The sequence below is a fragment of the Desulfitispora alkaliphila genome (assembly GCF_050433185.1).
Lineage (GTDB): Bacteria > Bacillota > Desulfitisporia > Desulfitisporales > Desulfitisporaceae > Desulfitispora > Desulfitispora alkaliphila.
Window position 1 is genome coordinate 91,934 of the sequence record NZ_JBNPXS010000003.1, and the last position, 20,341, is coordinate 112,274.

Consider the following 20,341-nt stretch of genomic DNA (forward strand, 5'->3'; position numbering starts at 1 on the left):
AATTTCTACATAATAATTTGCATTCCTCTAAATAGATTACTCATATATTGAAGAACTTTTTCACATGCTATAGGTATGGAGGTGTTTAGTGGATGAATCCAATCCAAATATTAGTTGATGAACATGTGCATATAAAGAAGGTGCTGAAAGCTATTCGCAAACACTGTTTAGACGTTGTAGAGGGGAAGAGGGTAGACCCAGAATTACTTCGAGATGTTATTGATTTTGTTAGAAATTACGCAGATAAATACCATCACCAGAAAGAAGAGGATTACCTGTTTAATAAAATTGAACAGGTAGAAAATTACCAAAAAAACACGGGTCCTATTGTAGGAATGCTTTTGGAGCACGATTTAGGAAGATCGTATATTTCTAATTTAGAAGAAGCCATCAAAAAACATGAAACTGGTTTTAAGGATGCAAAATTAGATATAGTGGCCAATGCCATTGCATATGTAAACTTGCTTACAGACCACATCCATAAAGAGGATAATGTTATCTACCAAATGGGCGAAAAGGTTTTAGATAAAGAAATTCTTCAAAGCTTAGAGCAAACTTTTACTGAAATTGAGGCCAATGAAGAAAATACCACCATAAGAAAACGTTATATCGCTCTTGCTCAAGATATCTACAGCCGTGCTAATATTTAAAATTTCATGTTGTAATGCTGTTGTATATTAATTATAATAGAATGAAAACAATTGCATTACAAGGAGGAAAAATCATGTCAAATCGTGTTTTTAATTTTAGTGCAGGGCCTGCAACTCTGCCATTAGATGTCCTGAAAAAAGTACAAGAGGAAATGTTGAGCTATGATGGCAAAGGTATGTCATTAATGGAAATGAGCCATCGCTCAAAAGAGTTTGAGCAAGTTATACATGAAGCCGAAGCTCTTTGCAAGGAACTTCTCAATATATCAGATGACTATCGTGTATTATTTTTACAAGGTGGTGCTAGTACTCAGTTTTCCATGGTGCCTTTAAATTTCTTGACTGAAGATAAAACAGCTGACTATATCGTTACTGGAAGTTTTGCTAACAAAGCATATAAAGAAGCTGTCAAATTAGGTAATGTAAATGTGGCTGGAAATACTAAGGAAGCAAACCACAATTACATCCCAAGTCAAGATGAGCTTACTCTAAGTGAAGATGCTACTTATGTTCACATTACATCTAATAATACTATCTTTGGAACCCAATGGAATGAATACCCTGATACAGGAGACGTTCCGTTAGTAGCTGACATGTCTAGTGATATTATGTCCAAGCCAATGGACGTTAGCAAGTTTGGCTTAATCTATGCAGGTGCTCAGAAAAACTTAGGTCCTTCCGGAGTTACTCTTGTTATAATTCGCAAAGACCTATTAGAAAAAGTTCCTGAAACTTTACCTAGCATGAGTCGCTATGACCTAATGGCTGAGTCAGATTCCATGTACAATACCCCCCCTACCTTTGCTGTCTACATATTAAAGTTAGTGCTTGAGTGGCTTAAGGCAAGAGGTGGCTTAGATGCAGTTAACCAGTTCAACTTGGAAAAGGCAAAGTTTATTTACGATGCCATTGATAACAGTGATGGTTTTTACCAGGGTCATGCTCAAAAAGAACATAGATCTCTAATGAATGCCACTTTCCGTTTAGCAGATTCCGAACTGGAAAGTACGTTTATTAAAGAAGCTGCTGAAAACAACTTAGTTGGCCTAAAGGGACACCGTTCCGTTGGTGGTATCAGAGCCTCCATTTACAATGCAATGAGCAAGGAAGGTTGTATTGCTCTAGCTAAATTCATGGAAGACTTTAAGGCTAAGCATAGCAAGTAATTTCTTAAAGTAAATCTGGAGTTATTAATTGGGCCATCAAATGATGGCCCTTTTCATTTGGGTGCAAACCATCATCTAAGCAATCAATTACTTCAGGATTACTACTAAAATCTACATAAGGAATCCCAAGAAGCTTTAGACCCTGCTTTAAATCATCTTGATATTGCTCCATCTGTTTATAGATATGGTCTAAATCCAGCTCTCTACTCCACTCTTTCGAGACTCTTTTAGGATTGATATTGAAGGGTATACCTACAATTGGCGCTATTTCTCTGTGTAGAGCATGGGCTACTAGAGTCATTATATTACTTATTGCTACTTTAGGTTCTATCTGCCACCAGATATCATTTGTACCACCCATTATAAACAGGTGGGATAGATTAACTGCTTCTACCTCTTTGTCAAATCTCGAGACCATACCCAAAGTTGTATCACCGTTTATACCCATATTAATGTGATCTGATTTCAGTTTATTACTAGCAATAGTTGTCCACCTTTTGTTAACTGCAACTTCTGACCCAACAGTTAAGCTATCTCCAATAAAAATTATGCGTTTTTCATAAGCATTCACTATATAATTACCTCCAATAAAAGAACAGTGCAGAGCACTGTTCTCAGATAATTTTATTACTTAGAAACTTCAAAGACTTCTTTCCCAGCTCCACAAATAGGACAAACCCAATCCCCTGGCAAATCCGCAAAGGCAGTTCCTGCATCAACACCATTTTCAGGATCTCCTTTTTCAGGGTCATATACATATCCACATACTGTGCATTCGTATTTATCCATGCTTACCACCCCCCTCACTTCACCATTTATCCAAGTAGCCTATTTATAATGTTAACCCTTATTTCTATAACATATCATGTTTTTCCTCTATATGCTGTCTATTTACTTTTAAATTTTAATTTTTCTGAATAGTGAAATAAATTTGTGTAAATTATACTTTACATGTAAACAATGCTAAAAAGTCAACTGTATAAAGGTTCTACACCAAACTGTAAATTATAGTATACTTTTTGTTTTTGGATATTTCTAAAAGTTCAGAAAATACAGTAAACTTTCTCTTGGCATAAATCTTGCATAATAATACCCTTTAACAACTAATAAAGGAGCGTGTTTAAAAAAATGGCATTTCTCAAGCGCGAAGATGGAAAGGAACAACCTTATTGGCCTGCTGGCCCTTTTAAAATTAGGTTACCAGTAATCCACTATAAACCTGAACCTGCTGAATTTATTCAAGCTCTGTTTATGTTTGTAGTAAGTTTATCCATGATACCCCTACTACAGCAATACCTCGGACTTCCTTACGAAGTTGCTTTGGCTTTTGTGGTTATTTGTGGGATTGGGTTTATGCTTCCCGCACTATTAGGAGTGCCATTTGTCCCAGGCTGGATTACCCCAGCAATTCCAGTTGTAGTTTTATATTTGGGACAATTTACTCCTGGACCAGAGGCTATTAGAGCACTGGTAGCTCTCCAGCTAATTGTAGCGGTGATATTCTTGCTCTTGGGAATTACAAAATTGGGAAGTACATTGGTCAATAATGTTCCCAATTCTCTTAAAGCAGGAATATTGATGGGAGCTGGAATAGCAGCTATTATGGGAGAAATTCAAACCGGTGGTAGATTAGATGCAACTCCTATCTCATTAATCATTGGCTGTGTTCTCAGTATTTATATCCTATTTTCCCTTTCCTTTAAAAACTTACGAGAAAAGAGCGCTATAGCTAGAATCCTTGCAAATTATGGAATGGTACCTGGAATTATCGTGGCTATGGTTATAGGCTGGATAGTAAATGAATATCCTGTTCCAGATATTAAGTTTGGAATTACTCAGCCTGCTTTTACTGAAATGTGGGCATACTTGCCTTTTTCTGTAGGTTTTCCATCTCTAGACCTTTTTCTTTTAGCAATACCCACTGCAATCATAGCTTACATTATCGCATTCGGTGATATAATCGTGGGAACTACTCTAGTCAAAAAAGCAGATGCTATCAGGAAAGATGAATTTGTTGATATAAATTCTGATCGAGTCCATATAGTTACTGCTATTAGAAATTTCATTCACGCTTTTTTTGCTCCTTATCCAGGCTTAGCAGGTCCCATCTGGACGGCTGTCACTGCAACAGTTGCCGAACGCTACAAATATGGACGTAAAGCTATGGATTCAATCTACGGTGGCGCAGGAACCTTCTGGATTGCTGGCTTTATAGCCCTGTTCATCCTACCTCTAGTCTCCATGTTCCAACCAATCTTACCAATTGGTATGTCCTTAACACTTATTATCACTGGATATCTCTGTATCAGCGTTGGAATTGAACAGGTTAACAAATCTACTGAAAGGGGAGTAGCCGGAGTTATGGCGGTAGTCTTGGCAGTTAAAGGAGCTGCTTTTGGGTTGGCAGTAGGGATAATTCTCTATTTATTAGTCGAGAGACCCTCTCTCATGAAGCAATCTAAAAAAGATAATATCAACATTTAGTAAGAAGAATAACAATTATTTTGGGGGTGTTCATTATGAAAAAAATTTTATTGGCAGTCGATGGATCAGAAACATCGTTAAAAGCAGCTGAACAGGCTAAAAAGTTGGCTCAAGCTTTTGGTTCAGAAATAGTTATTTTATCAGTAGCCCATGAGCCAGAGCTTCATATCTTTACCGAGGGAGCTTTTTTGCCAGATATTAAAGAGGAGCAGGCTAAAATCCTTAAGGCTAGAATAATTGCCTGCGAAAAACTAGCTAAAAGCATTGCCGAAGAAAACGTGGAAAAGGGCATTAAGGTAGATTATAAGGTAAGGGAAGGTAGACCCTCTGATGAAATTATCAAGGAAGCTGACCAGGAGCCCTATGACTTAATTATTCTTGGAAGTAGAGGTCTTACTGGGGTAAAGCGATTTGTCTTAGGTACTGTTAGCGGAAAAGTAGCTAATAATAGTATCTGCTCAGTTATGATCGTCAAATAACATTACTTTGTTTGCTAAATTCCAAAAGCTAGCATAATTAGGGGTATTGTTATAACGCATAACAAGGTAGTAATAAATACAGCTGTAGCCGAAAAACCTGCTTCTCCTCGATATCTTTGAAATAGAAGAGGTGCACTTACCATTGTCGGTGTAGCTGCCTCTAACAAAATTACAGCTGCCACAATACCACTTATATTAAATAACTGTATAAATCCATAGGCGACCGCAGGTAGAAACAGTAATTTAATAGCTATTAAAAGATTCATTTCTTTTCCTTGCCACTCTATCTTACCCTTAAGTTGACTTAAAAGTGCCCCAACAAATATCATTGCCAAAGGTCCAGTCATACCTGCCACCAATTCCACTCCATCTAGTAGAATCACAGGAATAGTAACATCTAGCATACTAATAGCAAAACCTAAAATTAGTGCTATTACTGGTGGGTTTATGAATAATTTTAACTTTTCTAGAACGCCGTTCTGATTAGAACTACTGATTACATATATTCCAAAAGTAAAAAGCACAAAAGTCATACCCAAGTCAAAAACTGTAGCTAGCAAAGCTCCTTGGGGTCCAAAAATTGCCAAGCATACAATAATACCAATAAAGCCAGTATTACCAAAGGTTGCTGAAATGGTAAACTGGTCTTTTTTTTCCTCATTTAGAGATAAAATTTTATATATAGTTTTAGAAATTCCATACCCCAAAAAGGCCATTCCCATTCCAAAGGCCAGCACCACATACATTGAAACTAACATATCTCGATCGAACCCAGCTACAAAACTGTAAAAAATCAGGGCGGGTAATCCTACATCTACTACCAACTTAGATATATCTTCTAAGCTTTCTTTTTTTATTTTTAAACTATAGCCTAATACTATTAGGGCAAACATCACTCCTAAGTTTCCCATTAAGTTAATACCAAAAGATAGATCCACCTATTCCCCTCCCAGCATTATAAAATCGTGGATTAAACTAAAAACACAGCCTCTCGACAAAAGTCGAGAGGCCTCTTTATTTCTTATATCCCTTTTATACTATAACAGGTAGTAATACTTTTTGCTACTTTTTTAGTAAACCGTACTTCATACTGTCAGCTAACGCCTGCCAACTGGCCTCAATTATGTTGGCCGATACTCCAACTGTACTCCAGTTTCTATGTTTATCTTTAGTTTCTATTAGAACTCGCACTTTAGCTTCTGTACCATCTTTTTCTTCCAGTACTCTTACCTTGTAATCAGCTAGATACATTTGTGCCAGCTGCGGATAGAACTGTTCCAAAGATTTTCGCAAGGCGTTATCTAGAGCATTAACAGGACCATTTCCCTCAGCTGCCGTGTGCACAATCTCTCCGTTCACTTCTAGCTTTACAATCGCCTCGGATATAATTCCGTTATCCGATTGCTTCTCTAACATTATCTTAAAGGAGACTAGCTTAAATAACTCATCTATTTCCCCTTTAGCCTTCATTAAAAGCAACTCAAGTGATCCCTCTGCACCTTCAAACTGGTATCCCTGATGCTCCAATTCTTTAATTTCTTGAATTACTTTCTTAGTCTCCGGAGCGTCTAAGTCCACATCTAAATTAAGCTCTTCAGCTTTGTAGCGTAGATTACTATAGCCAGAAAGCTCAGATACTAGTACTCTCCTTTTATTACCTACTAACTCTGGCTCTAAGTGTTCATAGGTTTTAGGATTCTTGAGCAGGGCACTCACATGAATACCCCCTTTATGTGCAAAGGCACTATACCCTACAAATGGCTGGTTTGTGGGCGGAACTACATTAGCTATCTCATTAACATATCTAGACACTTCTGTAAGCATACCCAGTTGCTCTAATGTGACTACCTGATAATTTCCCTTTAGCTGCAGATTGGGGATAATGGAACAAAGATTGGCATTACCACATCGCTCGCCAAAACCGTTAATAGTCCCTTGAACCTGCCGTGCTCCCGCTTCCACCGCTATAACAGTATTTGCAACAGCCATGTCACCATCATTGTGGGCGTGAATTCCAACGGGAACGTCTATCTCCTCTACAACTGTAGAAATTATGTCTTGAATAGTATGGGGAAGGGTTCCCCCATTAGTATCACATAGGGCTATCCAGTCCACCCCTGCCCGTTGAGCAGCCTCTAGTGTTTTCATTGCATACTGAGGATTTTTTTGATATCCATCAAAGAAGTGTTCTGCATCAAAGATTACTTCCAAACCTTTTTCTTTCAAGTATTTGATGGAGGAGTAAATCATATCTAGATTTTCTTCTAATGTAGTATTTAATGCTGCTTCTACGTGAAAATCCCAGCTTTTACCTACTAAAGCACAGGCCTTAACTCCAGCTTCTACTAAAGCTTTTAAGTTGTTATCCTCATCAACTTTAACATTAGGCCGCCTAGTGCTACCAAAAGCCGTTATGACAGCGTTTTCTAATTCTAAATCCTTAGCTCGGTTAAAGAACTCCATATCTTTAGGGTTGGAACCAGGCCAGCCCCCTTCGATATAATTTGCTCCCAGTTTATCGAGCTTAAGAGCTATTTTCAACTTATCTTCTACACTGAGACTGACTCCCTCGCCCTGGGTTCCATCTCTCAGTGTAGTGTCATATAAGTATACTTTTTCCACACCATCATCCCCTTACAATTGCTCAACTACTAGGTCGCCTATTTGTGAAGTAGTGGCTTCCTTTTTCCCTTCTTCCATTAGGTCAGCAGTTCTATACTCTCCATTTAGAACCTTTTCTACAGCTATCTCTATTTCTTCAGCAGCACTTTGTAGATTAAAGGAGTATTTAAGCATCATAGCTACTGATAGGATAGTAGCTAACGGGTTAGCCTTCTGCTGCCCTGCAATATCGGGTGCAGAACCGTGAGCAGGTTCGTAAAGTGCCACTTCCCCTCCAACACTTGCTGAAGGCAACATGCCTATTGATCCCGAAAGCATAGAAGCTTGGTCAGTCAATATATCTCCGAACATATTCTCTGTAACAATGACATCGAACTGCTTGGGCCAACGCACTAACTGCATAGCACAATTGTCTACATACATGTGTTCCAACTCAACCTCTGGATAATCTTTTGCTACTTCATTTACTACATCTCTCCACAAGCGCGATGATTCCAATACATTGTGCTTATCAACTGAGGTAAGTCTTTTATTTCGCTTCATAGCTGTTTCAAACCCAAGACGAGCTATTCTCTCTATTTCCTCGGTAGTGTAAACCATTGTATCATAAGCTCGCTCACCTGTTTCAGTTTTTTCTCTCTTTCTCTCGCCGAAGTAGAGACCACCTGTTAATTCCCTGATACAAACTAAGTCTACACCTTCAATTACATTTTTCTTAAGGGTAGATCCATCAACTAAGGCAGGATATATTTTTGCAGGCCTAATGTTAGCATATAGACCTAAGTTTTTTCTCAATCCAAGCAAAGCTGCTCCCTCTGGTCTAAGGTGGACAGGTAGGTCATCCCACTTTGGCCCACCAACTGCTCCTAACAGCACTGCATCACTATTCTTACACAATTCCAGTGTCTTATCTGGCAATGGTACTCCAACCTCATCTATTGCAGCTCCACCAATTAAGCCATATTCATATTCAAAACTTACATTGTGTTTTTCACCTATGGCATCTAACACCTTTACAGCTTCTGCCACAATCTCTGTTCCAATACCGTCACCGGGTAATACTGCGATCTTTTTTGTCATCTACTTCACCTTCTTTTCCACATATTTCATCAATCCACCAGCACTAATCAGTTCTTGCATGAATTCCGGTACTGGAGTTGCTTGATAAGTTTCATCTTTCGTCAAATTGTATATCTTCCCTGTAGAAGCGTCTACTTGCACCTGGTCGCCTTCGTCAATTCCTTCTACCGCCTGTGCAGATTCGAAAATTGGCAATCCGATGTTAAAGGAGTTTCTATAAAAAATTCTAGCAAAAGACTTTGCGATTACACAGGAAACTCCAGCAGCTTTAATAGCAATTGGTGCGTGCTCCCTGGAGCTACCACAGCCAAAGTTCTTGTCTGCAACTATAATATCTCCTAGATTTACCTTGTTAGGAAATTCTGCGTCTGCATCTTCCATACAGTGCTTTGCCAAATCTTTTGGATCTGAAGTATTTAAGTACCTAGCAGGTATGATTGCATCTGTGTCTATGTCTTTTCCAAACTTCCACGTTTTTCCTTTGAACTCCATTATTTACATACCTCCTCTGGGCTAACTATATATCCTGCTACTGCCGAAGCTGCTGCTACTGCTGGATTTGAAAGGTATACTTCGCTATCAGGTGATCCCATTCGACCTTTGAAGTTTCTGTTAGTAGTTGCTAATGCCTTTTCGCCTGCGGCTAGAATACCCATGTGCCCACCTAAGCATGGTCCACAAGTAGGCGTACTAAACACAGCGCCAGCATTTACAAAAATTTCTGCCAAGCCTTCCTTAACCGCCTGCAAATAAATCAGTTGCGTTCCAGGGATAACTATCAAACGCAGGTCTCTGTTAACTCTCCTGCCCTTAAGCACTTCCGCAGCTACACGCAAATCTTCTATACGGCCATTAGTACAAGAACCAATTACTACTTGATCTAATTTCACATTCCCCGCTTCACTTACAGGTCTAGTGTTTTCTGGTAAATGAGGAAAAGCAACTTGTGGTTCTATATCTGCCACATCAAAGTCATAAGTCTCTACATAATTGGCATCCTCATCGCTCTTGTATAATTCAAACTGCCTTTTTGCTCTCTTTTCCACATAAGCCAGTGTAGTTTCATCAGGGGCAATAATTCCGTTTTTGCCTCCAGCTTCAATAGCCATATTAGCCATGGTCATACGACCGTCCATGGATAGGTTCTCGATAGCCTCACCCATAAATTCCATTGAGCGATATAGGGCTCCGTCCACTCCAATTTTACCTATGGTATAAAGGATTAAATCCTTCCCACTAACCCACGGCTTAAGCTCTTTTCCGTGATAGTTAAACTTCATAGCTTCCGGCACTTTAAACCAGGCTTCTCCTGTAGCCATTCCCGCAGCCATATCAGTACTTCCCACACCAGTAGCAAAAGCACCTAAAGCTCCATAAGTACAAGTATGAGAATCGGCACCTATAATTACATCTCCCGGCAATACTAATCCTTGTTCTGGCAACAAGCAATGTTCTATTCCCATTTCTCCTATTTCAAAGTAGTTAGTAATCTCGTGCTTACGCGCAAACTCTCTTACTAGCTTTGCCTGCTCAGCTGATTTAATATCCTTATTTGGTGTAAAGTGATCGGGAACCAGCATAATTCTGTCCTTATCATAAACTTTGGTAGCACCTGCTTTTTCAAATTCCTTTATAGCAACGGGGGCTGTAATATCGTTTCCCAATACTACATCTAGCTTTGCATTAATTAATTCCCCTGCCTCTACCCTTTCCTTACCGGCATGTGCAGCTAAGATCTTTTCTGTGATTGTCATTCCCATTTTCTTGTTCCTCCCCTTCATTTTGCTTTTCTACTCCTATTTCATATGCTAATTTATTTAGTGCATTTATATAAGCCTTAACACTGGCTTCCATAATATCAGTGCTGATACCTCTGCCTGTAAATACGTTTTCATGGTGCTTTAAGGTTACATTTACTTCTCCCATAGCATCTCTTCCACCAGTAATGGCGTTTAGAGCAAAGTTTTCTAGCGTAGGGTGAATTCCAATAGCCTTATCTAACGCTCTAAAAGATGCATCAATAGGTCCTCCAGACCCACAGGCAGCTTCTTCAATCAGTTGCTCATCCACAATTACCCCCACAGTAGCAGTGGGCATTATTCTAGTACCGCTAGAAATATGGACGTATTCAAGCTTAAATGCCTCAGGTATCTTTTTAATTTCATCTTCTACTATGGCATCTAAATCTTTATCAGTTATTTCCCGCTTTTTATCTGCTAAAGACTTAAATCTCACAAAGGCCTTCTCCAAATCTCCTTCGTCCAAGTTGTGTCCAAGCTCTTGTAGCCTCACTTTAAAAGCGTGTCTGCCCGAGTGCTTACCCAATACTATGTTCTCTTGAACCAAACCAATCAGTTCAGGATTCATAATTTCGTAAGTAGTTCTCTCTTTTAGCACCCCATCTTGATGTATTCCCGATTCGTGAGCGAAAGCATTCTTGCCCACAACTGCTTTGTTAGGCTGAACAGACATGCCGCTAAGGTTTCGCACCAGGCGGCTAGTTCTGTAAATTTCCCTTGTGTCCACGTCAGTTTCATAATTAAAAAATGTCTTTCGGGTATAGAGGGCCATCACTATCTCTTCTAGGGATGCATTACCGGCCCGTTCACCAATCCCGTTTACTGTACACTCAACCTGCTGCGCTCCATTCTTTATAGCTGCCAGTGAATTGGCAACCCCTAAACCTAAGTCATTGTGGCAGTGTACACTTAAAAGCGCTTTGTCTATATTTGGAACTTTCTTCTTTATTTCTGCAATAAAGTTTCCGAATTCCCAAGGGGTAGCATACCCCACCGTATCCGGGATGTTCACCACAACTGCTCCTGCATCAATTACTGCCTCAACAATTTGGCACAAGTAATCTAAATCGCTTCTGAATGCGTCCTCTGCAGAAAATTCCACATCATCTGTCAAAGTAGCAGCGTAAGCAACTGCTTCAACTGCCTTTTTCAGCACTTCATCTCTAGTCATCTGCAACTTGTACTTCAAGTGAATATCAGAAGTAGCGATGAACGTGTGTATTCTCGGTCTGTCACTATATTTAATGGCTTCCCATGCTCTGTCAATATCCCCCTTAGAAGCCCTAGCTAGAGCAGCTATTGCTGGGCCTTTAACATTCTGAGCAATAGCTCTAACTCCCTCAAAATCGCCTTGAGAAGCTATAGGAAAACCTGCTTCGATAACATCTACCTTTAACTTTGCTAGTTGTTGAGCTATTTCCAACTTTTCCTGAAGATTGAGACTGACACCAGGTGATTGCTCCCCATCTCGCAAAGTAGTATCAAATATGTGAATTTTATTCATGTCTTCACTCCTCTTTATTGGGTCCTGTTACCATTTCTCCTATTCCAGCTCCTGCCATAACCATTGGATAAACTAACTCCTTGTCGCTAACATGACAGTCAACTATAGTCAGTTTTCCGTTATTTAATGCTTCCTTTAAGACAGGCTCTATTTCCTCTACTCGTTCTATGCGAAGCCCTACTGCATTGCGATAGCATTTAGCAAGCTGCGCAAAGTCTGGGTTCCCAGTAAATTCTATTGCAGAGAACCTTTTGTCGCAGTAAAAGTGCTGTAGCTGCATTACCATCCCTAAAGAGCTATTATTTAATATAATTATTTTTACAGGTAGCTCCTGCTCCACAGCAGTAGCCATCTCAGTCATATTCATCTGGAAGCTACCATCTCCTGTTATTGCTATTACTGTTTTATCCCTCTTAGCCATTTGAGCACCAATAGCAGCTGGAAAACCATAGCCCATAGTACCAAGGCCACCTGAACAGATAAAACTGCGGGGCTCTTCAAATTTTAGGTGTTGAGCCGCCCACATCTGATGCTGCCCCACATCTGTGGCTACTATGGCTTTTCCTGCTGTCAACCTCCCTAAAACTTCTAAAACCTGTTGAGGCTTTACCTGCTTCCCTTCATCTATGTGAATTTCGTTTTCTCTTTTTAGATCCTGTACCCGCTCAATCCAAGCAGGCTTTTCTTTTGGCTCTAATTTCTCCAGTAGTTGGTCTAAAATGTTCTTTATATCCCCTACAATAGGCAAATCTACCCTGACATTTTTTCCTATTTCAGCAGGGTCAACATCTAAGTGTACTACTTTTGCCTTTGGAGCAAATTTATTTACTGCACCAGTAACCCGATCATCAAATCGTACTCCTACTCCAATTAACAGATCACATTCAACTACAGCTTTGTTAGCTCCAGGTAGACCGTGCATCCCCAACATCCCTACGTTAAGCTCGTGGGAACTGGGAAAAGAACCTATCCCCATTAAAGTGGTAGTAACGGGAGCGTTTATTCTCTCTGCCAGGGTGCGCAGCTCTTCATGGGCGTTGCCACTGACAACTCCTCCCCCAGCATAGATTAACGGTCTTTCACTTTCTCCAATCCACCTAATTAAAGACTTAACTTGAGAGGGATGACCTTTATAAGTGGGTTTATAGCCTCTTAAGTCCACTTCTTCAGGGTATACAAATTCTAACATGCTGTCTGTGATATTTTTCGGCAAATCTATTAAAACTGGTCCCGGCCTCCCTGTTCTGGCAATGTGGAAAGCCTCTTTAACTATTCTAGGAATATCTGCTGTATCTTTTACTAGGTAATTGTGCTTGGTCATGGGCATAGTTATACCCGTGATGTCTACTTCCTGAAAGGCATCAGTTCCAATCATGCTAGTTGGAACTTGCCCAGTAATGGCTACAATCGGAATTGAATCCATATATGCTGTAGCCAAACCAGTTACTAAATTAGTGGCACCTGGTCCCGAGGTAGCCATGCAGACTCCCACACCTCCACTAACCCTTGCGTAACCACTAGCCGCGTGAACAGCACACTGTTCATTGCGGACAAGGATATGTTCAATAGGAGCTTCTATGAGTTCATCATATATATTCAGAACTGCTCCTCCTGGATATCCAAATATCTTTTCAACACCTTCTCTTACAAGAGATTGCATTAATGCCTTTGATCCGGTAATCAAACCAAGCACCCCCCCATTTTTAATCTTTATTCTTATGCCCCCTAACCATGGCTATTTTTCCCGTCCTTACTAATTCTTTAATCCCAAAGGGTCTAAGTGACTGTTCTAAGGCATTGATTTTCTCTTCGTCTCCAGTACCTTCAATCACCAATGATGTTCTCCCTATATCTACTATTCTAGCTCTGAAGATGTCAACTATCTGCATTATTTCCCCTCGCACAGCTGGCTCAGCAGTTACTTTAATCAGAACTAATTCCCTATCCACAAAAGCATCTTCCGTAACATCACTAATTTTAATAACATCTACCAGTTTGTTTAGTTGCTTCGTAACCTGTTCAATTACATCCGCATCCCCTTCAACTACTATGGTCATCCTAGAAATTTGCGGATCCTCAGTTGGTCCCACGGCAAGACTTTCTATGTTGTAACCCCTGCGAGCAAAGAGGCCTGCCACCCTCGTCAAGACACCTGAATGGTTCTCTACCAATACTGCTAAAATATGTCTCATAGTACTTACCTCCCTAACAACATATTGGTTATTGGTTGGCCAGGAGCCACCATTGGAAATACATTTTCCTCTTCTTCTACAATACAGTCCAAGACAAAAGGCACTCTTGCTTTAATTGCTTCTTCTAGTGCTGGGCCTACTTCTTCAGCCTTTGTGACTCTTTTGCCCTTAGCCCCATATGCTTCAGCTAACTTTACAAAGTCTAAGCCTTGGTCTTCAAAGCTACTATGAGAATACCTCTTGTCAAAGAATATATCCTGCCACTGTCTAACCATTCCTAAGTATCCATTGTTTATAATAACTGTAATTACTGGTAAATTGTTATCCACAATTGTGGCAAATTCCTGTGAATTCATTTGAATACTGCCATCCCCAGAAATGTTTACTACTGTCTGGTTTGGTTTTCCTACTTGGGCACCCATGGCTGCTGGCAGCCCATATCCCATAGATCCAAGCCCACCTGATGTGAGTAGGCTGCGATTGTTAACAAATTTATAGAACAATGCTGTCCACATCTGATGCTGACCTACTTCAGTAGTAATAATGGCCTCTCCACGAGTCACTTCAAAAACCTTCTCAATTACTTGCTGCGGTTTTAGAGTGCTGTCATCATACGTAAGTGGATTTTCCTTACGCCATTGATATATCTTGTCAACCCAACCCTCAATATCTGCTTTTGTCACCAACTTATTCAGCTCTTTTAGTACTATTTTTACATCTCCTACAATGGGAACATCTATTTTTACGTTCTTGCCTATCTCTGCAGGATCTATATCTATATGAATTACTTTTGCGTTAGTGGCAAAACTATCTACTCGACTGGTAACTCTATCATCAAATCTAGCTCCAATTGCAATAAGCAAGTCACATTCACACACTGCAAAATTTGCAGGTTTTGTTCCATGCATTCCAAGCATTCCCATAAACAGAGGATGGGTACCCGGAAAAGCGCCTAAGCCCATAAGCGTACTAGTAACCGGAATTCCAGTCTTTTCCGCTAACTCCACTAGCTCCTTATTGGCATCAGCAGAAACCACTCCACCACCATAATAAATTACTGGTTTTGCTGCCTTTTTAATCAAGCTAGCTGCTTGTTTGATTTGGTTCTTATTACCCTCTTGAAAGTATTTATAGCTCTTAATGGATATTGTTTCTGGATATATAAACTCGTGTTTTTCCGCTAAAACATCCTTGGGAACATCTATCAAGACCGGTCCTGGCCTACCTGTTGTGGCAATGTGAAAAGCTTTCTTAACCGTTTCTGCCAACTTTGAAATATCCTTTACTAAAAAGCTGTGTTTGGTTATGGGCATTGTAATCCCTATTATATCTGCTTCCTGAAAGGAATCCTTGCCGATAGCCGCACTGGCAACCTGCCCAGTAATAGCTACTAATGGTACCGAATCCATGTATGCATTAGCTATTCCCGTCACTAGGTTTGTTGCACCGGGCCCAGATGTGGCAAACACCACACCAGGTTTTCCCGTGGAACGAGCATACCCGTCAGCAGCAAATATCGCCCCCTGCTCATGCCTGGTGAGAATATGTTTTATGTCTGAGTGATAAAGGGCGTCATAGAGAGCTAGTACAGCACCACCTGGTATTCCAAAAATTGTTTCTACACCTTCTGCTTCTAAGGACTTTAAAAGCATTTCTGCACCTGTACACTGCATAACTGTCTCTCCCCCTATTATTGTTTTTATTACTTAATATTTAAACACCGCACCCGTGCTGGCAGATGTAACCATCTTTGCATAGCGGACTAAATATCCACTCTTTACTTTCGGTTCTGGCTTCTGCCAAGCAGACCTGCGCTTTTCTAATTGCCCTTCATCTACCTCTAACTTAATACTTCTTTTTGGGATGTTAATGGAAATTAAATCTCCATCCTCTACTAATGCTATATTCCCACCTTCTGCAGCCTCTGGTGAGACATGGCCGATTGATGCCCCCCTAGTTGCTCCAGAAAAGCGCCCATCTGTAATCAATGCTACTTTATCGTCTAATCCCATTCCAGCTACAGCAGCTGTAGGAGTTAACATTTCTCTCATACCTGGACCACCTTTAGGTCCTTCATATTTAATAACTACAACATCTCCAGCTACTATTTTATTACCCATAATGGCCTCTACAGCCTCTTCTTCTGAAGCAAACACTCGAGCAGGACCTTGGTGAATTAGCATTTTATCTGCTACAGCACCCTGCTTAACAACGGCACCATCAGGAGCTAGGTTTCCTCTTAAGATTGCAATTCCACCAGTAGCAGTGTAGGGGTTATCTACACTTCTAATCACCTCTGGATTTACCACTTTTTTATCTTTAATATTTTCAGCAACAGTTCCCGTTACTGTTATGCTTGATGTATCAATCAAATTGGCCTTTGCCAGTTCACTGATGACAGCTTGGATGCCTCCTGCTTCGTTTAAGTCTTCCATGTGATGAGCACCTGCTGGACTCAACTTACACAACTGAGGCGTTTTGTTGCTAATCTCATTAATTACGTCTAAGTTTAAATTCACTCCCGCCTCATGGGCAATAGCTGGAAGGTGTAGTACTGTGTTAGTTGAACATCCAAGTGCCATATCCACAGCCATTGCATTATTAAAGGCTTCTTCAGTTATAATTTGGTTAGGCCTAATGTCTTCTTCATGCATCTTCATAACTAGTTTTCCAGCCTCTTTGGCAAGTCTAGTTCTTCCTGCATGAACTGCTGGAATAGTCCCGTTTCCAGGTAAACCTAATCCTAAAGCTTCCGTCAAACAGTTCATTGAGTTTGCCGTGAACATGCCTGCACAAGAACCGCATCCCGGACATGCACCTTCCTCTATCTCACTTAGCTCAGCTTCATCCATTTTGCCAGCTTTCACAGCACCTACAGCTTCAAAAACATTACTCAGACTCAGCTCTTTTCCGTTAACTTTTCCCGCTAGCATTGGCCCGCCGCTTACAAACACAGAGGGTAGATTCAGCCTAGCTGCTGCCATTAACATACCCGGTACTACTTTGTCGCAGTTAGGAATAAAGACCAGTGCGTCAAAAGCGTGACTGATTGCCATAACTTCAATGGAGTCTGCTATTAACTCCCTACTCGCCAGGGAATACTTCATCCCCAGGTGATTCATTGCAATTCCATCACAAACAGCAATTGCTGGAAATTCTAACGGTGTTCCCCCTGCCATTAACACTCCTTTTTTAACTGCCTTTGCAATTTCATCTAAATGGATATGCCCTGGTACTACTTCATTTTGCGAGTTAACAATACCAATTAAGGGCTTTTTTATTTCATCATCGGTGAGTCCCAATGCTTTCATGAGCGATCTGTGGGGTGCCTTTTCTACTCCACTTTTCATCTTGTTGCTATTCATTTCCTAACCCTCCCTGATAAGTGGTCCATCGACTTTTGTTAGCTGTCGATAATCTTCAATTAAATTATTGGTAATTTGCCCTGGGTGTCCTGTGCCTATTTTTCTGTCATCTACTTCTATTACAGGTATTATTTCTGCTGCTGTTCCCGTGAGGAAGCATTCATCGGCTATATACACATCAATCCGAGTAAATAGCTTTTCCTCCACTTTCATTCCCCTTTTTTCAGCTAACTCCATAACTGTATTGCGAGTAATTCCCTCTAGAATACCTACATAGGTAGGTGGAGTGATAAGAACTCCATTTTTTACTAGGAAAATATTATCCCCTGTCCCCTCGGTAACGTATCCTTCATTGTTAAGCATAATTGCTTCATTGACACCAACTGCCGTGGCTTCCATTTTAGCCATTATATTGTTCAGGTAGTTTAGTGATTTAATTCTAGGGTTTAGCGCTTCTGGCACATTTCTTCTGGTTGGAACTGTTCGAACCGGCATTCCCTTTTCATATAACTCCTGAGGAAATAACTTGATATTGTCAGCTATGCATATAATAGATGCTTTAGGACACTTTCTAGGATCTAGCCCCAAGTCTCCTTTGCCACGGGAAACTACTAGTCGAATATACCCGTCTGTTAAATTGTTTCTTCTCAGTGTCTCAAGCACTACCTCTTCCATTTCTTGCTGACTCAGCTCTATGTTTAGTCGGATAATATGAGCTGATTCATATAATCGTTCGATATGCTCCTTTAGCTTAAATACTCTTCCGTTATAAGCTCTAATTCCCTCAAAAATCCCATCTCCATATAATAGTCCGTGGTCAAAAACTGAGACAACTGCCTCTTTTTCATCCACATACTCTCCATTTAAGTAAATAATCAGTCCCACAACTATCACTCCTTATATTTTAGTAACTGTTTAACTATCATTTTTTATATAAAAAAACCCCCTCGTGCCCTGAAAAATAAGACTTCAGGGACGAGAGGTTTCCCGCGGTACCACCCTGATTGCTGCGTCGCAACAACCAACTTTGTGTTCTATCAAACACTCAAGAATAATTAACGGCTCTTGACATCCGGCACAGCCTACTTAGCTCTATTGAACCTTTCAGCCTGCAGCTCCGGGAAGAGATTTATATAACACATTAGCGCTGGTTTTCAGCTACCCCAGCTCTCTGTGGCTAAGAGATGATATATACAGACTCCCATCATTGCTTTTGTAAATTATATTATAACAGTTTGTATTAAAAACAAGTATACTGGAACAGGGCATAAAAGTCAATACTTTTTCTATATTTCTTTACTTGTCTTTTTCCCCCATCCAACAGCTTTTATCAGCTGCCTATAATCAATAATTGGTTGATCTCCATTCCTCCTCAGCTTGACCTGTTTGCGCTGCATATCTTTAAAAAGGGCCCATAGCAAATGTGACCCTTCTGAGCTTTCCTTAGCCTCGATTGGCGTCATCCCATTTAAATCAACCAGCTTGGTACTTAGCCAACTGGAGAGCTTTTCGTCTTTATCTTTCCCTGTTAATTCCCATTGATATAGTAATTGGGAAAGACTAATATTATCTTGGTCTAGAATAGTATACTCTATCTCTAAAGGAACAATGGTATCTAGTAGCTCAAGTTCTTCGTCAAACTCTTCCTCAAAAATATCCAATACATGTTCTAGCTTTTCTGAATTCTCAGCTGCTACTACTAGTTCATCCTCGTGAAGAATAAAATCAGCTTTGACGCCTTTTCTTAAATCTATCCCATTCTCCAAAACATTATCTAGTTCCCACCACTTGTAAAACATCATATCTTCACCAGCTTGAAATAACTCAACTCCATAAAAACTTTCCAGCACCGATTGAACCTTTTCCCATTCAAACACTTCAAAAACTGCACTGACTTTATTATCTGATATGACCTCTTCAAGCCAATTCCAATCCAGTTGTTCTCTGAGCACTTCATCTAAATGGGTTATTTTCCATATTTTTTCCGAAGTCAACCTTAAAGAAAACTTCCAATGAATCCTCCACAGCTCAGCACCGCTATCTAAAATTAATTCCGCCAAAGCATTACACACTTCTCCATCTTCCTCTATATTTAGTATTTTACTTTGGAGAATAACACCCTCTTCTCTTATGGAATACTTCCCCCCACTTAACTGTTCAATTAATCTTCGGTCTCCTTGCCGCTCTGCTAAACAAAAGGCGTTTACAGTCTTAGTAGGTGTAATATTATTGCCCAAAATCTCATTTTTCACTTTATATTCCCCTTGTGCTAGAGCTAACTCCAAAAAGTCCTTATATATACTCAAACCAATAGCGGGAAGAGTGTCGTTTTCTTCATTACATTTAAAGGCATGATTTACTAGTATCAGCGCCTGTTCAAAACCAACTTCTTCATACTTTTCATCAGATTTAGCTGATTCAAGTTGTTCCATAGAGAGCTCTGTACTTCTATAGAAATCCCTAATGCCAAATTTATCAAAAGATAACATGAAGAAAAAAGCGTTGTATGTTTGGCTACTCTCATTCCTAAAAGCCACTAACAAATTAACATGACCTTCTAACCGAGACTTTGATGCCATTGCAATTTCAAAGTCTTCTTTTGAAAACTCTCCCAAGTTCAAGTGTATTTCTTCAATATCTATTCCAGCCATTTGCAACTTGTTTAAAGCCCTTTTGGCCTCAGCAGAAATACTATCTGTAGAGTATTCTCGAAGAATAAGTTTGAAAAAAACACCCACATAAGGGCTGTGTACTACAGATAGGTTTCGCAGTAGAGAAACACGCGCCTCCCAGGGAATTGTTTCAAAGAGCTTTAGCGCCAATAAACAACCCTCTTCAGTATCGATTAGGTCGCTTAAGTCTTCGGCAAGCTTTTTCATCATATTCTTTGATAGGTTACCCTTTTTATTTATCATTACAACTCTCCCTTAATCCCATGTAATTTCTTAGCTACTCCCCAAGTTTATCGTATTTGTAGTACAACATCAACTGAGCAAGTGG

General features: G+C 40.0%; 18 protein-coding genes and 1 other annotated feature. Of the genes, 4 read left to right on the plus strand and 14 right to left on the minus strand.

The window, feature by feature from the left end:
• The first annotated feature begins 92 nt into the window (after positions 1-92).
• Positions 93-650, plus strand: a complete 558-nt coding sequence (locus GGQ84_RS02090) for a hemerythrin domain-containing protein (protein WP_429158490.1) — start codon at positions 93-95, stop codon at positions 648-650.
• Between the two features lie 74 nt (positions 651-724).
• Positions 725-1,816, plus strand: a complete 1,092-nt coding sequence (serC, locus tag GGQ84_RS02095; RefSeq protein WP_429158493.1) for a 3-phosphoserine/phosphohydroxythreonine transaminase — start codon at positions 725-727, stop codon at positions 1,814-1,816.
• 4 nt (positions 1,817-1,820) lie between these two features.
• On the opposite strand, the gene GGQ84_RS02100 is transcribed toward serC, so the two are convergent.
• Positions 1,821-2,387 (minus strand): GDSL-type esterase/lipase family protein, encoded by a 567-nt coding sequence (locus GGQ84_RS02100; RefSeq protein WP_429158496.1) that lies wholly within the window; start codon positions 2,385-2,387, stop codon positions 1,821-1,823.
• Between the two features lie 56 nt (positions 2,388-2,443).
• Positions 2,444-2,605 carry a rubredoxin gene (gene rd, locus GGQ84_RS02105; protein WP_429158499.1) on the minus strand — a complete coding sequence of 54 codons (162 nt, stop codon included), beginning with the start codon at positions 2,603-2,605 and terminating at the stop codon, positions 2,444-2,446.
• A 339-nt stretch (positions 2,606-2,944) separates the two neighbouring features.
• Here rd and GGQ84_RS02110 point away from each other — a divergent pair, with 339 nt between their 5' ends.
• Complete coding sequence (locus GGQ84_RS02110) at positions 2,945-4,300, plus strand: solute carrier family 23 protein (RefSeq protein ID WP_429158502.1); 1,356 nt, start codon at positions 2,945-2,947, stop codon at positions 4,298-4,300.
• Positions 4,301-4,335: 35 nt separating this feature from the next.
• Positions 4,336-4,779: a universal stress protein gene (locus GGQ84_RS02115; RefSeq protein WP_429158505.1), complete on the plus strand. Its 444-nt coding sequence runs from the start codon at positions 4,336-4,338 to the stop codon at positions 4,777-4,779.
• A 14-nt stretch (positions 4,780-4,793) separates the two neighbouring features.
• Here the strand turns inward: GGQ84_RS02115 and GGQ84_RS02120 are convergent, their stop codons facing one another.
• The 12 genes from GGQ84_RS02120 to GGQ84_RS02175 form a co-directional block, all read right to left on the minus strand.
• A complete protein-coding gene (locus tag GGQ84_RS02120) occupies positions 4,794-5,717 on the minus strand; it encodes an AEC family transporter (RefSeq protein WP_429158508.1) in 924 nt (307 codons plus the stop codon).
• Between the two features lie 124 nt (positions 5,718-5,841).
• A complete protein-coding gene (cimA, locus tag GGQ84_RS02125) occupies positions 5,842-7,401 on the minus strand; it encodes a citramalate synthase (RefSeq protein ID WP_429158511.1) in 1,560 nt (519 codons plus the stop codon).
• Between the two features lie 12 nt (positions 7,402-7,413).
• The gene (leuB, locus tag GGQ84_RS02130; protein WP_429158514.1) at positions 7,414-8,481 is read right to left on the minus strand and encodes a 3-isopropylmalate dehydrogenase; all 1,068 of its coding nucleotides are present in this window, start codon (positions 8,479-8,481) and stop codon (positions 7,414-7,416) included.
• On the minus strand, positions 8,482-8,973 hold the full coding sequence (gene leuD / locus GGQ84_RS02135; RefSeq protein ID WP_429158516.1) for a 3-isopropylmalate dehydratase small subunit: 492 nt from the start codon (positions 8,971-8,973) through the stop codon (positions 8,482-8,484). It abuts the gene before it with no gap.
• Entirely contained in the window at positions 8,973-10,241 is a 1,269-nt protein-coding gene (gene leuC, locus GGQ84_RS02140) for a 3-isopropylmalate dehydratase large subunit (RefSeq protein ID WP_429158519.1), read from the minus strand. The genes leuD and leuC overlap by 1 nt, the downstream gene beginning before the upstream one ends.
• The gene (locus GGQ84_RS02145) at positions 10,195-11,784 is read right to left on the minus strand and encodes a 2-isopropylmalate synthase (protein WP_429158522.1); all 1,590 of its coding nucleotides are present in this window, start codon (positions 11,782-11,784) and stop codon (positions 10,195-10,197) included. The genes leuC and GGQ84_RS02145 overlap by 47 nt, the downstream gene beginning before the upstream one ends.
• 4 nt (positions 11,785-11,788) lie before the next feature.
• Positions 11,789-13,468 (minus strand): biosynthetic-type acetolactate synthase large subunit, encoded by a 1,680-nt coding sequence (gene ilvB / locus GGQ84_RS02150; protein ID WP_429158525.1) that lies wholly within the window; start codon positions 13,466-13,468, stop codon positions 11,789-11,791.
• Positions 13,469-13,487: 19 nt separating this feature from the next.
• Complete coding sequence (gene ilvN, locus GGQ84_RS02155) at positions 13,488-13,976, minus strand: acetolactate synthase small subunit (protein ID WP_429158528.1); 489 nt, start codon at positions 13,974-13,976, stop codon at positions 13,488-13,490.
• Between the two features lie 5 nt (positions 13,977-13,981).
• Positions 13,982-15,649 carry a biosynthetic-type acetolactate synthase large subunit gene (gene ilvB, locus GGQ84_RS02160; protein WP_429158531.1) on the minus strand — a complete coding sequence of 556 codons (1,668 nt, stop codon included), beginning with the start codon at positions 15,647-15,649 and terminating at the stop codon, positions 13,982-13,984.
• A 33-nt stretch (positions 15,650-15,682) separates the two neighbouring features.
• The gene (gene ilvD / locus GGQ84_RS02165; RefSeq protein ID WP_429158534.1) at positions 15,683-17,341 is read right to left on the minus strand and encodes a dihydroxy-acid dehydratase; all 1,659 of its coding nucleotides are present in this window, start codon (positions 17,339-17,341) and stop codon (positions 15,683-15,685) included.
• A gap of 3 nt (positions 17,342-17,344) precedes the next feature.
• Positions 17,345-18,226 (minus strand): branched-chain-amino-acid transaminase, encoded by an 882-nt coding sequence (gene ilvE, locus GGQ84_RS02170; RefSeq protein ID WP_429158537.1) that lies wholly within the window; start codon positions 18,224-18,226, stop codon positions 17,345-17,347.
• Between the two features lie 83 nt (positions 18,227-18,309).
• Positions 18,310-18,558 (minus strand) — a binding site (T-box leader).
• A 69-nt stretch (positions 18,559-18,627) separates the two neighbouring features.
• Complete coding sequence (locus GGQ84_RS02175) at positions 18,628-20,256, minus strand: hypothetical protein (protein WP_429158540.1); 1,629 nt, start codon at positions 20,254-20,256, stop codon at positions 18,628-18,630.
• Positions 20,257-20,341: the final 85 nt, after the last annotated feature.